We start from the raw sequence: 15,159 nt of genomic DNA on the forward strand, positions 1-15,159 counted from the left end.
GCGACTCCAACAGGCACGCCAATCGGCTTAGCAGATCAAGGAGTTTTCATGAAGGTTGTTCGTCACGCACTGCTGGTTAGCAGCATGATTCTGGCCGGCTGCGCCAGTTCGGGTTCCTCAACCAACGCGAGCGATAGCGAAAGTCATTGGTACAATCCGCTGAGCTATCACTGGTCAGCGCTCAATCCGCTCGGCTGGTTTGGTGGATCGCTGGAGGTCACCGAGCAAGGCGTTGCAGGCCTGACGAGCACCACTTCAATGTCGGAAGACGCCATCAATAAAGCCTTGAACGGCGATTACAAACTGCGTCAGGGTATGCGCACGCAGAATGGTCAGGTGGTGGATTTCTGGCAGGCGCTGGATGGCGACAAGGTTAAATTGGTGATTAACGGCAGCACCAGCGTTGAGCGCATTGAAGTGCAGGATGCCGATGCCAAAGCGGCGGACGGCAGCAAGATCGGCGATCTGTTCAGCGCGAAGTTCAGCAAAGCCTTTAATAACTGCAAAATGGTCACCGGTCTCGATGCACGTGATGTTGAATGCCGCGCGCCGGGCAGCCAGCATATCTCCTACATCTACAGTGGTGAGTGGCATGGTCCGGAAGGCTTGATGCCGTCGGACGAGACCCTGAAAAGCTGGAAAATCAGCAAGATTGTCTGGCAGCGTTAAACAAGATAAAACTTGCTTAAACACCCGCTCAAAGAGTGTGGCTTTCCGGTATGATACGGGCGAAAAAAACATCGTCTAACTTTCATGCCGGAGAGCAGTGCAATGTCTCAGTTTCAGAGCGGGATCCTGTTGGAACACCGCCGTTTCGCCATTTGGCTCGAAGCCCGCGTCACGGGCGATCTTGACGCGCTGCGCCAGGGCAGCAAATCCTTCCTGCAGCAGCTTGAAGCGCTGCAAACCAAATTCAGTGATGCCGGATTGGGCGCGGTGATCGCCTTTGGCGATGCGCTGTGGCGCGATCTGCAAGGCAACGCTTCTGCACTTGAACTCAAAGCTTTCGCCGCGCTCGGTAACGGCATTGCGCCAGCCACGCAGCGCGATTTGCTGATCCATATTCAATCTCAACGACATGACGTGAACTTCGCGCTGGCTCAGGCGGCACTCAGCGCCTTTGCCGCTGCCGTCAATATCGAAGAAGAGACACACGGCTTCCGCTGGATTGAAGATCGCGATCTGTCGGGCTTTGTCGATGGCACGGAAAACCCGCAGGGCGAAGCGCGTAAGGATGTGGCGATTATCAGCGCGGGCGCGGATGCGGGCGGAAGCTATGTGTTTACCCAACGCTGGGAGCATAACCTCAAGCTGTGGAATCGTATGGCAGTAGAGAAGCAGGAAGCGATTATTGGTCGTACCAAAGAGACGGATGAAGAGCTGCCGGGCGATCAGCGTCCTGCGACGTCGCATCTCAGCCGTGTCGATCTGAAAGAAGAGGGCAAAGGGCTGAAGATTCTGCGCCAAAGCCTGCCGTACGGCAGCGCCAGCGGTACGCATGGCCTGTACTTCATCTCTTACTGTCATCGTCTCTACAATATCGAGCAGCAGCTGCTGAGCATGTTCGGCGAGCGCGACGGCAAAATGGACGCGATGTTGCGCTTCACTAAACCGGTGAGTGGTAGCTATTTCTTTGCGCCGTCATTGGATGTGCTGACAGCGTTGTAATTAAGCGAGGTCGCCATAAATGGCGACCCTTCGGTGTGAAATTTCGTAGGGTTGCCATTTATGGCGACCTGGCCAAAACGCCGCACAATTCATTCCCACTCACCGCATAAACTCTCCCGCCGTCTTATGCCTTTTTAGACTTTGAAATCCCTAAACGATATATAAAACCGTTACAGCTTTCCCCTGAGTTATAAATACACTGACAGCATCTAATGGCATTGGCTTAACTGCCGTCTTTCAGGGTGCAGCATGACACTTCCGATTTCGAAAAAATGGCTTGGCGGTATCGCGCTGTCGTGTGCTTTAGCCAGTGCGGCGCAAGCGACCGAGTTGCTGAATAGCTCCTACGACGTTTCACGCGAACTGTTTGTTGCCCTGAATGCACCCTTTGAAAAGCAGTGGGACGCTGCGCATCCCAATGACAAGCTGACCATCAAGCAGTCACACGCCGGTTCTTCAAAGCAGGCGCTGGCGATTCTGCAAGGTCTGCGCGCCGATGTGGTCACCTACAATCAGGTTACTGATGTGCAGGTGCTGCATGACAAAGGCCAACTGATTCCCGCTGACTGGCAACAACGTCTGCCAAACAGCAGCTCACCGTTTTACTCCACCATGGCGTTTCTGGTGCGTAAAGGTAACCCGAAGCAGATTCACAGCTGGGCCGATCTGGCGCGCGATAACGTGAAGCTGATTTTCCCGAATCCTAAAACGTCCGGTAACGGCCGTTACACCTATCTTGCCGCGTGGGGCGCTGCCGATCAGGCCGATGGCAAAGATATAGCTAAAACTGAAGCCTTTATGGCAAAGTTCCTGAAGAACGTTGAAGTTTTTGATACCGGCGGTCGCGGCGCTACCACTACGTTTGCCGAGCGCGGGCTGGGCGATGTGCTGATCAGTTTTGAATCGGAAGTGAATAACATCCGTAATCAGTACGGCAAAGACCAGTACGAAGTGATCGTGCCGAAAACCAATATTCTGGCGGAGTTCCCGGTGGCGTGGGTCGACAAAAATGTCGAGCACAACGGCACCACAGACGCGGCCAAAGCCTATCTGAATTATCTCTACACGCCTGAAGCGCAGAAAATTATCACCAGTTACTACTATCGCGTGAACAATCCGCAGTTGATGGCGGAGCAGAAAGATCGCTTCCCGCAGACTGAACTGTTCAACGTCAAAGATGCCTTTGGCGGCTGGGACAATGTGATGAAAGTCCATTTCGCCAGTGACGGTGAGCTGGATAAATTACTGGCAGCGGGGCGCGGTTAATGTTTGCGCTTGCTCAAAAACGTGTTTTGCCGGGCTTTGGATTGAGTCTCGGCACCAGCTTACTCTTCACCTGCCTGATTCTGCTGCTGCCGATCAGCGCTTTGCTGATGCAGCTGTCGCAGATGACGCTGGCGCAATACTGGGCGGTGATTACCCATCCGCAGCTAATTGCCGCGTATAAAGTGACGATTCTGGCGGCGGGCGTGGCTTCGCTGTTCAACGCGGTATTCGGCATGCTGATGGCGTGGATTCTGACGCGCTATCGCTTCCCCGGACGCACGCTGCTCGATGGTTTGATGGATCTGCCGTTTGCGCTGCCAACTGCAGTGGCGGGCTTAACGCTGGCAGGCCTGTTCTCGGTCAACGGCTGGTACGGTCAGTGGCTGGCGCATTTTGATATCAAAGTCTCTTACACCTGGCTCGGCATTGCCGTGGCGATGGCCTTTACCAGCATCCCGTTTGTGGTGCGTACCGTGCAGCCGGTGCTGGAAGAGTTAGGTCCGGAATATGAAGAAGCTGCGGAAACCCTCGGAGCTACGCGCTGGCAGAGCTTCCGTCGCGTGGTGCTGCCAGAAGTGGCGCCGGCGTTGCTGGCGGGTACCGCGCTGTCGTTTACCCGCAGCATCGGTGAGTTCGGCGCAGTGATCTTTATCGCCGGTAACATTGCGTGGAAAACCGAAGTGACCTCGCTGATGATTTTCGTGCGTCTGCAGGAGTTTGATTATCCGGCGGCGAGCGCCATCGCTTCAGTGATCATGGCCGCTTCCTTGCTGCTGCTGTTCGCGATTAACACCTTGCAGAGCCGCTTTGGCCGTCGCTTAGGAGGCCATTGATGGCGGAGATTTCACACATTAATCACGCTGACCGCCAGCCAATCAACTGGGGCAAGTGGCTGCTGATTGGCATTGGCGCGCTGGTTTCCATCTTGCTGCTGGTGGTGCCGATGGTTTCCATCTTTTGGGAAGCGCTCAACCAGGGTTTGGTTGCCTCGCTGAATAACCTGAAAGATGGCGACATGCTGCACGCCATTTGGCTGACCCTGTTAGTGGCGCTGATTACCGTGCCGGTCAACATGGTGTTCGGTACGCTGCTGGCGTGGCTGGTAACGCGCTTTACTTTCCCCGGCCGCCAGCTCTTGTTGACGCTGTTTGATATCCCCTTTGCGGTGTCGCCGGTAGTTGCCGGTTTGATGTATCTGCTGTTCTGGGGCGTCAACGGTCCTGCCGGTGGCTGGCTGGATGCGCACAATATTCAGATTATGTTCTCCTGGCCGGGCATGGTGCTGGCTACCATCTTCGTTACCTGTCCGTTTGTGGTGCGTGAATTGGTGCCGGTGATGCTGAGCCAGGGCAGCCATGAAGATGAAGCAGCGGTGCTGCTGGGTGCATCTGGCTGGCAGATGTTCCGCCGCGTGACGCTGCCAAATATCCGCTGGGCGCTGATGTATGGCGTGGTGCTGACCAACGCACGTGCGATTGGTGAATTTGGTGCGGTCTCGGTGGTTTCGGGATCGATTCGCGGCGAAACCTATACTTTGCCGCTTCAGGTTGAATTACTGCATCAGGATTACAACACCGTGGGCGCCTTTACCGCCGCCGCGCTGCTGACCCTGATGGCAATTGTAACGCTGTTTCTGAAAAGCGTGGTGCAGTGGCGATTAGAGCATCAGCAGAAGCGCCTACAGGAGGAAAATCATGAGCATTGAGATTAAACAAATCAACAAATCGTTTGACCGCACGTCGGTTCTGAACGACATCTCTCTGGATATTCCTTCCGGCAAGATGGTGGGGCTGCTGGGGCCGTCTGGTTCCGGTAAAACGACGCTGCTGCGTATTATCGCCGGGCTGGAACATCAGAACAGCGGACAAATCCATTTCAATGGCAAAGACGTCAGCCGCATCCATGCGCGCGATCGTCAGGTTGGATTTGTATTCCAGCACTATGCGCTGTTCCGCCACATGACGGTGTTCGACAACATCGCCTTTGGCCTGACGGTGCTGCCACGTCGCGAACGTCCTAGTGCTGCTGAGATCAAACAGCGCGTTACGCGTCTGCTTGAGATGGTACAACTTTCCCATCTCGGCAACCGCTTCCCGGCACAGTTGTCTGGTGGACAGAAACAGCGTGTGGCGCTGGCGCGTGCGTTGGCGGTAGAACCACAAATTCTGCTGCTGGATGAGCCGTTTGGCGCGCTTGATGCGCAGGTGCGTAAAGAGCTGCGTCGCTGGTTGCGTCAGCTGCATGAAGAGTTGAAATTCACCAGCGTGTTCGTCACCCACGATCAGGAAGAAGCGATGGAAGTGGCGGATACCGTGGTGGTGATGAGCCAGGGTAATATCGAACAGGTTGGCACGCCAGATGACGTGTGGCGCGACCCGGCGACGCGCTTTGTGCTCGAATTCCTCGGTGAAGTGAATCGCTTTGCAGGCGAAGTGCACGGCTCGCAGTTCCATGTTGCCGCACATCGCTGGCCGCTGGGCTACACGCCAGCGCATCAGGGCGAAGTTGAGCTGTTCCTGCGTCCGTGGGAAATCGACATTTCACGCCAGAGCAGCCTGGAAACGCCTTTGCCGGTGCAGGTGCTGGAGATCAGCCCGCGTGGCCACTTCTGGCAATTGGTGGTGCAGCCGAGCGGTTGGCAGGGCGATGTGTTCTCGGTGGTGTTTGATGGCGACCATAACGCGCCGATTCGCGGTGAACGCCTGTTTGTTGGCCTGCAACAGGCGCGAATTTACCATGGCACTACGCCGCTGCGCCCGGTTGCCTTTGCCGAGAGCGCCTGATATTTTTGACACTCCTTCGGGCGGGATTTTCCCGCCCGTTTTATTTGCCCCTCTTTCGTCTGGAATCAAATCGTGACCACACTGGAAAATACCATCGGCAATACGCCGTTGATTAAGTTGCAGCGCCTGACGCCTGATAACGGCAGCGAGATCTGGCTAAAGCTGGAAGGCAACAATCCAGCCGGTTCCGTGAAAGATCGTGCGGCCTGGTCGATGATTCATCAGGCGGAGTTGCGCGGTGATATCAAGCCGGGTGATACCTTAATTGAAGCCACTAGCGGCAATACCGGCATTGCGCTGGCGATGATCGCCGCGATGAAAGGTTACAAGCTGCGTCTGCTGATGCCCGATAACATGAGCCAGGAGCGTCAGGACGCGATGCGTGCTTACGGCGCTGAGTTGCTGCTGGTGACGCGCGAGCAGGGCATGGAAGGGGCGCGCGATTTGGCGCAGGCGATGGCCGATCGTGGCGAAGGACGTGTGCTCGATCAGTTTAACAATCCCGATAACCCGCTGGGGCACTATCTCACCACAGGCCCGGAAATCTGGCAGCAAACCGCTGGCCGCATGACGCATTTTGTCTCCAGCATGGGCACCACCGGCACCATCACCGGCGTTGGACGTTACCTGAAAGAGTTCGCGCCTGCGGTGCAGGTGATTGGCCTGCAGCCGCAAGAGGGCAGTAGCATTCCCGGTATACGTCGCTGGCCCGAAGCCTATCTGCCCGGCATTTTCCGTCCGGAGCTGGTGGATGAGGTGATCGATATGGCGCAGCGCGAGGCGGAAGAGACCATGCGCGCGCTGGCACAGCGTGAAGGGATTTTCTGTGGCGTTAGCTCTGGCGGCGCGGTGGCTGGCGCCTTGCGTATTGCGACGGCGCAGCCAGGCAGCGTGGTGGTGGCGATTGTTTGCGATCGTGGCGATCGCTATCTCTCCACCGGTGTTTTCCATTGAGTGATTTTCCCCGCATTTAATTTGGCCTATGCGTACCTTTAAAGTATGACTGGGCCATTTTTGTCTATAGTTCCCCTAATAATCGTCTAGCGTAAGCACTGTAAGGATCGCGTAAAACCGGCTGCGCTCGCGGCGGAGTCAGGACAAAATAGCGGCAATTTTGTACGAGAGATAAAAATGAAAATCCTGCTGGTTGATGATGATGTAGAGCTTGGCACCATGCTGAGCCAATACCTGATTGCGGAAGGCTTTGAAACGCAATTGGTTTTAACCGGAAGCGCCGGTGTTGAAGGTGCGCTGTCGGGTAATTATACCGCGATGATTCTCGACATCATGCTGCCTGATATGAGCGGCATCGATGTGCTGCGTCAGGTGCGCCAGAACAGCCGTTTGCCGGTGATTATGCTGACGGCGAAAGGCGACAACATTGATCGTGTTATCGGACTTGAAATGGGCGCGGATGATTACATGCCGAAACCGTGCTATCCGCGTGAACTGGTGGCCCGTCTGCGTGCCGTGCTGCGTCGCTTTGAAGATCAAACTCCGCTGCCGGATAAGAAAGAGCTGTTGCGCTGGGGCGATCTGAGCCTCAATCCCGCGACACGTATCACCGAATGGCAGGGCAAAGCGTTCGACCTGACGGCTTCAGAGTTTAATTTGCTGGATCTGCTGCTGCGTGCACCGGACCGCGTGGTGTCGAAAGATGAGCTGTCGGAAAAAGGCCTTGGCCGTCCGCGCGAAGCATACGATCGCAGCGTTGATGTGCATATCAGCAACATCCGTCAAAAGCTGGCTGCGTTAACCGCCGACAGCGTCAACATTGAAACTGTGCGCAGTATTGGTTATCGCATTCGATGAAACACAGCTATCGCGGCCGCATGTTCTGGAAGATTTTGCTGGGCTTCTGGATTGTGTTTGTCATCATCAGCCAGCTGTTGTGGCTGGGCTTTACGCTCTCTGGTAATCGACATGAGCCGCCCGAGATTGTCGCGATTCGCCGTATTGTTAATCTGCAAATGGCTTCCGCCGTCTCAGTGCTGGAACGCGGCGGGCTGAGTTCGCTGGATGACATGATGGCGGATTGGGAGCCGAACGATCGTCAGTTCTTCTCAGTCATTCAGCACGATAAACCCGTTACCACGCCGGGCGATGCGCCACCGGAAACCTTTAGCGCACCGTTTCATGGGCCTTTTCCCAATGTGATTGTGCGTTGGGTGAAAGGACAGGATGGTAAACAGTACGAGTTGCGTTATGACGTTAAAGGCCTGCGTGAAGATAGCTCGATGGGCGGCGGCGGCCCGCGTCGCATCCTGAATATCCCAGAACCGATGTTTACTTTCGCTGGTGCATTGGGGCTGCTGTTTAGCCTGCTGCTGGCGTGGAACCTGACGCGGCCGATGCGGCAGCTGCGCGAGGGCTTTGCGCGCGTCTCCAGCGGTGATTTGTCGGTGCGGCTCTATCCGGTGATGCGTAAACGCCATGATGAGCTGTCAAACGTTGCGCAGGATTTTGATGCGATGGTGGAGCGCCTCGATACGCTGGTAAAAGCGCGCGAGGAGCTGCTGCATGATATCTCCCACGAACTGCGTTCACCGCTGGCACGCTTGCAGCTGGCGACCGGCTTAGCGCGGCAGACACCGGAATCCGTTGAGTCCTCACTCAATCGTATTGATGAAGAGGCCCGACGCCTCGACAAGATGATTGGCGAACTGCTGACGCTTTCGCGTGCTGAACACGAGAGTATGCCGGGCGAACAGTATTTCGACCTTACCGGCCTGCTGCATGCGGTGGTGACTGATGTTCGCTACGAGGCGCAAATTCCTGGCGTGAAAGTCGATTTTCAGGTTGATGAGAATGCGGATTACACCGTTCACGGCAATGCAGAGCTGATTCGCCGTGGCGTGGAGAATGTGCTGCGCAATGCGCTGCGTTTCTCGCATAAAGGTCAGCACATCAATGTGCGCCTGCAGGCGGAGAATCAGTGGCTGGCGATTAGCGTGCGCGATCAAGGGCCGGGAGTTGACGATGAGAAGCTCTCAAGTATCTTCGATCCTTTTGTCCGCGTGAATTCTCCGCTGATGGGCAAAGGCTACGGTTTGGGGCTTTCAATTGTGCGTAAGGTGATTCTGGCGCATCACGGTGAAGTGCAGGCGGTAAATCGCCCGGAAGGGGGTTTGGAGCTGACGTTAAGGTTGCCGCGCTGGAAGCAGGAATGAGGCTTGGTGTGGTCGTCCTGACCGCTCCTGGCGCATTCAGAGCTCTAATTTTTAAGTAAACAAAAACGGCACCCATTGGGTGCCGTTTTACAATTCTCACGAATCAGCCGAAGCTTACTTCTTGATGCGGATAACCGGAGTCTCGCCCACAGTTACCTGACCGGAGAGTTTGATCAGGTCTTTAATCTCGTCCATGTTCGAGATTACAACCGGCGTCAGCGTGGATTTCGCTTTCTCTTCCAGCAGTGCCAGATCAAACTCGATCACCACGTCGCCTTTCTTAACCTTCTGGCCTTCTTCAGCGATGCGTTTGAAACCTTCACCTTTGAGCTCAACCGTGTCGATACCGAAGTGAACAAACAGTTCGATGCCGTTATCAGACTCGATTGAAAATGCGTGGTTAGTTTCGAAAATCTTGCCGATAGTACCATCAACCGGTGCAACCATTTTGTTGCCGGTTGGTTTGATTGCGATACCGTCACCAACGATTTTCTCAGCGAATACCACATCAGGTACGTCTTCGATATTTACGATTTCGCCTGACAGAGGCGCAACGATATCGATAGTGCCTGACGCGCTCTCTGATTTTTCGCCAAAAAGTTTAGAAAACAAACCCATGATCTTCTCCTAAGCAGTAATTTGAGGCTAGCGTCCGTGGATCAGCAGAGCGTTTTTTCTTTAATGAACTTGTTGACCAAATTCATCAAATCATCCGCTGTTGGTTGATCCAGAGCCTGCTCCGCCAATGCCTTCGCATCTTCGAAATTAGTATTACGAATGATTTTCTTGATGCTTGGGATTGAAATGGCGCTCATGCTGAATTCGTCCAGCCCCATTCCCAGTAACAGTAGTGTAGCACGTTCATCACCAGCCAGCTCACCACACATGCCGGTCCATTTCCCTTCGGCATGTGATGCGTCGATCACTTGCTTAATGAGGCCCAGAACAGACGGCGTCATTGGGTTATAGAGGTGTGAAATCAAATCATTACCACGATCGACCGCCAGAGTATACTGCGTCAGGTCATTTGTCCCAATACTAAAGAAGTCGACTTCTTTCGCCAGATGGCGAGCAATCACTGCGGATGCTGGCGTTTCAACCATGATGCCCACTTCAATGGACTCATCAAAGGATTTGCCTTCTTCACGCAGTTGCGCTTTCAGCAGCTCCAGCTCGCCTTTCAGAATGCGAACTTCTTCTACTGAAATGATCATTGGGAACATGATGCGCAGTTTACCGAAAGAGGAGGCACGCAGAATCGCGCGCAGCTGCGCATGCAAAATCTCTTTGCGGTCCATGGCGATACGAATCGCGCGCCAGCCGAGGAATGGATTGTCTTCTTTCGGCAGATTCATGTAAGGCAGATCTTTGTCGCCGCCGATGTCCATGGTACGCACGATAACCGCCTGCGAACCCACAGCTTCAGCAACCGCTTTATAAGCCTGGAATTGCTCTTCTTCAGTTGGCAGTGAATCGCGGTCCATAAACAGGAACTCGGTACGATACAGGCCAACACCTTCTGCGCCGTTACGCTCTGCACCGGCGACATCGCGCACGGTACCGATGTTAGCGCAGACTTCAACCTGATGGCCATCCAGCGTAATCGCTGGCAGATCTTTCAGTTTCGCCAGTTCATGCTTCTCAGACAGATATTGCGTCTGGATCGCTTTCAGCTCTTCCAGTTCCTGCTCTGAAGGATTGACGTAAATCTTGTTGTTCACGCCATCAATAATCAGGAAATCACCGTTTTTCACGGTGGTGGTCACGTTACCGGTGCCAACAATGGCTGGCAGCTCGAGTGAACGCGCCATGATAGAGGTGTGAGAGGTACGTCCACCAATATCGGTGATAAAGCCCAGCACCTTTTTCAGGTTCAGCTGTGCGGTTTCTGACGGCGTTAAATCTTTCGCCACCAGAATAGATTCTTCAGCAATCGCGCTCAGATCAACAATGTGCAGACCGAGAATGTTCTGCAGCAGACGCTTACCGATATCACGTACGTCAGCCGCACGCTCTTTCAGGTATTCGTCATCCAGCTCTTCCAGGGCAACAGCCTGGCCTTCAATCACGGTGTGAGCGGCGGCGTCAGCGGTAGCGTGGTCTTTTTTGATGAGGTCGATGATTTCCTGCTCAAGCTCTTCGTCTTCGAGCAGCATGATGTGACCTTCAAAGATCGCAGCTTTCTCTTCACCGAAGGTTTCACCGGCTTTAATGCGAATGGCTTCGAGCTGTGAAGCAGCTTTGCTGCGTCCATCGAGGAAGCGCTGAACTTCCTGCTCAACCTGATCGTCAGTAATTTTTTTACGGCTAATGACGATCTCATCTTCCTTCAGCAAAAGTGCGTTGCCGAAAGCGATACCCGGTGATGCTAAAATGCCTGAAATCATAACCCTACCTTTTAATCACGATGGCTCATTGACCCGATGCGTCGCCACTGTCGCGGAGCAGTACTCTAAAGATGCAATAACGCGGACAGGTTGTCCGCGATCAAGATATTTGCACTCAATGGGGCAAAGGGGTCGGTTTAGTTGCGAACTGAGCCGGTTACTCCAGCTCAGCCATCAGCTTGACCAGGTGCTCAACCGCGTTCTGCTCGTCTTCACCTTCGGCAGACAGCGTAACAACCGTACCTTGCGTCAGACCCAAAGTCTGCAGTTTGAACAGGCTTTTCGCGCTGGCAGATTTGCCATTGGAAGTCACAGTGATTTCTGACTGGAAAGCCTTTGCTTCTTTAACGAACTGGGCTGCAGGACGAGTATGAAGGCCGTTAGGTGCGGTAATGGTAACTTCTTGCTGGAACATTCTATTTCCCCAACTTTATCAGGTTTGGTGTTATGGATCTAAAGTCTAGCCTGGAGCCGTAACTTTAGCCTGTGTAGGTGCGCTGGTATGGCTTTAAGCTCACCACAAAATGCGCTTGAATGAGTACGTCATTAACAGTGACAGATCAAAAACTGCACGAATGCGTCACTCTTCTCATTATGCCGTGATTCGCCGTTTCGCCAAATCAGTAAATCGATTCAGCTTGATCCACTTCAAAGGCAGATTAATTTCAGGCACCGAAATAATTGGAAGCTTAAATACCAGAGCCGCATCACTTAAAGCAATCTGTCTGGTGATAAAAGTGAGATCTGCACCACAAAAAAGCACCCATTCGGGTGCTTTTTTCGTCAGTTTCAGACTTTGAGCATCACTGCTGCAGCTCTTTCTCAGTGAAGAGATCGGCAAACAGTGCGGTACTCAAATAGCGTTCGCCGGAGGAGGGCAGGATCACCACGATGTTCTTGTTGGCGAAGGCTTCATCCTCTTGCAGCTTCAGCGCGGCAGCAACGGCAGCACCTGAAGAGATACCTGCCAGAATGCCTTCTTCTTCCATCAGTTGACGTGCGGTGCTAATAGCTTCTTCGTTGGTGATGGCGATTACACGGTCAATCAATTTCAGGTCAAGATTGCCAGGAATGAATCCGGCACCGATGCCCTGAATTTTATGTGGACCCGGTTTGATCTCTTCGCCCGCCAGCGCCTGCGCGATGACTGGTGAATCGGTTGGCTCAACGGCAACGGTAATCAGCTCTTTTTTACCTTTGGTGTTCTTGATGTAGCGGCTAACGCCAGTCAGCGTACCGCCGGTGCCCACGCCCGCGATGAACACGTCAACTTCGCCATCGGTATCTTCCCAGATTTCTGGGCCGGTGGTTTTCTCGTGGATTTCCGGGTTGGCTGGGTTGCTGAACTGCTGCAGCAGCACATATTTATCCGGATCGCTGGCGACAATCTCTTCCGCCTTCGCGATGGCACCTTTCATGCCTTTTGGACCTTCAGTCAGCACCAGGTTAGCACCTAACGCTTTCAGTAGCTTGCGGCGCTCAATTGACATGGTTTCTGGCATGGTCAGCGTCAGCTTGTAACCGCGCGCTGCGGCAACGTAAGCCAGCGCAATACCGGTGTTACCGCTGGTTGGTTCAACCAGCTCAACGCCTGGTTTCAAAATACCGCGTTTTTCCGCGTCCCAAATCATATTGGCACCGATACGGCATTTGATGCTGAAGCTCGGGTTGCGCGACTCGACCTTAGCCAGAATGCGGCCGTTACCGATGCGGTTCAGTCGAACCAGCGGCGTATGACCAATTGTCAGAGAGTTGTCTTCATAGATCTTACTCATAGCTCGTCCTTAACTGTATGAAATATTGGGAACCCTCAGAGCATACCTTTTCTAATGATGTGCGGAAGGAAAGAAATCGCATATCTATATAGCGCACAACCATAAGCCTTACGCAAAAATGCATAAGGCATTTTAAAGCTTTAGCGGCGCGCATGTTGTGCATGATAACGATCAACCCACATGGCCGTCGCACCGCATACCGCCACTGGCAGAATCGCCAGATTGATAATCGGGATCATGGTGAACAGGCTCACCAGCGCACCAAACTGCATATTGGCGCTCTTGTGCTGGCGCAGCGCCTGGCGCATCTGCTGAAAACTCACTTTGTGGTTATCAAAGGGGTAATCGCAATATTGCACGGACAGCATCCACGCACTGAATAAAAACCATAGAACCGGCGCCACCGTTTGTCCAAATCCAGGGATGAAGTGCAGCAACAGCAAACCAAGCGCACGCGGCAAATAGTAGCCGAGCTTCTGTAACTCTCGTTTCATGATGCGCGGTACATCTTTAACCATGGCCATCCAGCCACTATCGGGCAGTGGCGTTCCGGTCAATCGCCCTTCAAGCTGCTCGGCGAGTAAGCCACAGAAGGGCGCGGCAATCAGGTTTGCCAGCGTTGAAAAGAAGTAACTGAACACCAACACAATCGAAATCACCGATAGCGGCCACAGCAGATAACTCAGCCACTGCAACCAGTCGGGGATATGTGACATTAATGCCGGTATCCACTGCCCCAAACGCTGAAACAGCCAGATAAAGGCACCGCCAAGCAGCACGATGTTGATCAGTAGCGGCATGATGACATAGCGACGAATGCCGGGCAGGCGCACCAGTTTCCATCCTTCAGCGAAGTAGTGAACACCATTAAAAGTTGAGACCGAATTTCCTGCAGGCATAGCGAGCCTTTCTCCTAAATATAGCGGCGCGACCATCATAACCTGGCTTTTTGTCGGCTTCAGGCCTGGTTTGCGCGAAAAAACAGCAAAAAAGCGTGGGGCAGCTATCTAATTTGTCAGAAAATACTGCACAGACTTGCACTTGTTTAGCTGGGCAAATACAGTTAGAGGATAAAGTTTGCCGTGGTGGCAAGGTATTGGAACAACAGAGAATACAATGATGCAGGATTTGCGTCTGATATTAATCGTTGTTGGCGCGATCGCCATAATAGCGCTGCTACTTCATGGACTGTGGACCAGCCGTAAAGAGCGCTCCTCCGTGTTTCGTGATCGCCCGCACAAACGTCTGAAACAGCGCGAAGAAGCCGATGAAGATCTGCTGAGCGAAGAAGATGATGGCGTCGGCGAAGTCCGCGTACGTCGTCATCGTGATGCTGATGAAGAACCTGAGTTCAATGCACGCCCAGCGAGCGCGCCGCGTGCGCCTGAACCTGTGCGTCAACCGGCATCACGTCAGGCTGACCCGTTATTGGGCGATCCGTTGCTGGATGACGAACCTGAAGTGCGTAAGCCGGTGGCGCCACAAGCGCCCGTGGCGAAGCCAACGCCAGCGCCTGCCCCACAACCGATTCAGGCCGATCCGCTGCTGGATAACGATCCGCTTTCCGCAACGCAGCCTGCGCCAGAGTTCCAGGCGGCAGAAGAGCCAGAGTTCGAACCTGAAGCGCCAGTCGCACATCAACCGGAAGCGCCACAGCCAGCGGCTGCTGCGCCGGGCAGTAAAAAAGAAGCCGTATTAGTGCTGCATGTTGCTGCACACGCGGGCGGCGAACTGAATGGTGAAGCGCTGTTGCAGGGTATTCTGCAGGCCGGATTCCAGTTTGGTGAGATGAACATTTTCCATCGCCATCTTAGCCCTGCAGGCAGCGGTCCGGTGCTGTTTAGCCTGGCGAACATGGTGAAACCGGGTTCATTCGATCCGGATCAGATGGGCAATTTCTCAACGCCTGGCATCTCCATCTTCATGATGGTGCCGTCGTACGGTGATGCGAACCAAAACTTTAAGCTGATGCTGCAATCCGCACAGCGTATCGCCGATGACGTGGGCGGCGTGGTGCTGGATGATGAGCGTCGCATGATGACGCCGCAGAAGCTGGAAACCTACAAAACGCGTATTCGCGAAGTTATCGGTTAATCGCCGCTAGCTGAGT

Annotated in this window: 15 protein-coding genes; 10 read left to right on the top strand and 5 right to left on the bottom strand. The window is 53.9% G+C overall.

Annotated features, from left to right (window positions below; genetic code table 11):
• Nucleotides 1-48 precede the first annotated feature (48 nt).
• From BM323_RS09745 to BM323_RS09785, 9 genes are all read left to right on the top strand, one after another.
• Nucleotides 49-669: an RpoE-regulated lipoprotein gene (locus tag BM323_RS09745; RefSeq protein ID WP_008107833.1), complete on the top strand. Its 621-nt coding sequence runs from the start codon at nt 49-51 to the stop codon at nt 667-669.
• Nucleotides 670-771: 102 nt separating this feature from the next.
• Entirely contained in the window at nt 772-1,668 is an 897-nt protein-coding gene (locus tag BM323_RS09750) for a Dyp-type peroxidase (RefSeq protein WP_008107830.1), read from the top strand.
• A gap of 249 nt (nt 1,669-1,917) precedes the next feature.
• On the top strand, nt 1,918-2,934 hold the full coding sequence (locus BM323_RS09755; protein WP_008107829.1) for a sulfate ABC transporter substrate-binding protein: 1,017 nt from the start codon (nt 1,918-1,920) through the stop codon (nt 2,932-2,934).
• Nucleotides 2,934-3,767 (top strand): sulfate/thiosulfate ABC transporter permease CysT, encoded by an 834-nt coding sequence (gene cysT / locus BM323_RS09760; RefSeq protein WP_008107816.1) that lies wholly within the window; start codon nt 2,934-2,936, stop codon nt 3,765-3,767. The genes BM323_RS09755 and cysT overlap by 1 nt, the downstream gene beginning before the upstream one ends.
• Nucleotides 3,767-4,639: a sulfate/thiosulfate ABC transporter permease CysW gene (gene cysW, locus BM323_RS09765; RefSeq protein ID WP_008107814.1), complete on the top strand. Its 873-nt coding sequence runs from the start codon at nt 3,767-3,769 to the stop codon at nt 4,637-4,639. The genes cysT and cysW overlap by 1 nt, the downstream gene beginning before the upstream one ends.
• Entirely contained in the window at nt 4,629-5,717 is a 1,089-nt protein-coding gene (gene cysA, locus BM323_RS09770; protein ID WP_008107812.1) for a sulfate/thiosulfate ABC transporter ATP-binding protein CysA, read from the top strand. The genes cysW and cysA overlap by 11 nt, the downstream gene beginning before the upstream one ends.
• A 72-nt stretch (nt 5,718-5,789) precedes the next feature.
• Nucleotides 5,790-6,671 carry a cysteine synthase CysM gene (cysM, locus tag BM323_RS09775; RefSeq protein WP_008107811.1) on the top strand — a complete coding sequence of 294 codons (882 nt, stop codon included), beginning with the start codon at nt 5,790-5,792 and terminating at the stop codon, nt 6,669-6,671.
• Between the two features lie 177 nt (nt 6,672-6,848).
• Nucleotides 6,849-7,529 carry a response regulator transcription factor gene (locus BM323_RS09780; protein WP_008107810.1) on the top strand — a complete coding sequence of 227 codons (681 nt, stop codon included), beginning with the start codon at nt 6,849-6,851 and terminating at the stop codon, nt 7,527-7,529.
• Entirely contained in the window at nt 7,526-8,887 is a 1,362-nt protein-coding gene (locus tag BM323_RS09785; protein WP_008107807.1) for an ATP-binding protein, read from the top strand. Before BM323_RS09780 ends, BM323_RS09785 begins: the two co-directional genes overlap by 4 nt.
• A gap of 114 nt (nt 8,888-9,001) precedes the next feature.
• On the opposite strand, the gene crr is transcribed toward BM323_RS09785, so the two are convergent.
• From crr to cysZ, 5 genes are all read right to left on the bottom strand, one after another.
• Nucleotides 9,002-9,505: a PTS glucose transporter subunit IIA gene (gene crr, locus BM323_RS09790; RefSeq protein WP_008107804.1), complete on the bottom strand. Its 504-nt coding sequence runs from the start codon at nt 9,503-9,505 to the stop codon at nt 9,002-9,004.
• 41 nt (nt 9,506-9,546) lie between these two features.
• Nucleotides 9,547-11,274 (bottom strand): phosphoenolpyruvate-protein phosphotransferase PtsI, encoded by a 1,728-nt coding sequence (ptsI, locus tag BM323_RS09795; protein ID WP_008107802.1) that lies wholly within the window; start codon nt 11,272-11,274, stop codon nt 9,547-9,549.
• 157 nt (nt 11,275-11,431) lie between these two features.
• Nucleotides 11,432-11,689 carry a phosphocarrier protein Hpr gene (gene ptsH, locus BM323_RS09800; protein WP_008107792.1) on the bottom strand — a complete coding sequence of 86 codons (258 nt, stop codon included), beginning with the start codon at nt 11,687-11,689 and terminating at the stop codon, nt 11,432-11,434.
• 388 nt (nt 11,690-12,077) lie between these two features.
• The gene (gene cysK / locus BM323_RS09810; RefSeq protein WP_008107790.1) at nt 12,078-13,049 is read right to left on the bottom strand and encodes a cysteine synthase A; all 972 of its coding nucleotides are present in this window, start codon (nt 13,047-13,049) and stop codon (nt 12,078-12,080) included.
• A 140-nt stretch (nt 13,050-13,189) separates the two neighbouring features.
• The gene (gene cysZ, locus BM323_RS09815; RefSeq protein WP_036649317.1) at nt 13,190-13,948 is read right to left on the bottom strand and encodes a sulfate transporter CysZ; all 759 of its coding nucleotides are present in this window, start codon (nt 13,946-13,948) and stop codon (nt 13,190-13,192) included.
• 217 nt (nt 13,949-14,165) lie between these two features.
• Here cysZ and zipA point away from each other — a divergent pair, with 217 nt between their 5' ends.
• Nucleotides 14,166-15,143, top strand: a complete 978-nt coding sequence (gene zipA, locus BM323_RS09820) for a cell division protein ZipA (protein WP_008107787.1) — start codon at nt 14,166-14,168, stop codon at nt 15,141-15,143.
• The last annotated feature ends 16 nt before the right edge of the window (nt 15,144-15,159 follow it).

Origin of the sequence: Pantoea sp. YR525 (assembly GCF_900116775.1) — a bacterium.
Classification (GTDB): domain Bacteria; phylum Pseudomonadota; class Gammaproteobacteria; order Enterobacterales; family Enterobacteriaceae; genus Pantoea; species Pantoea symbiotica.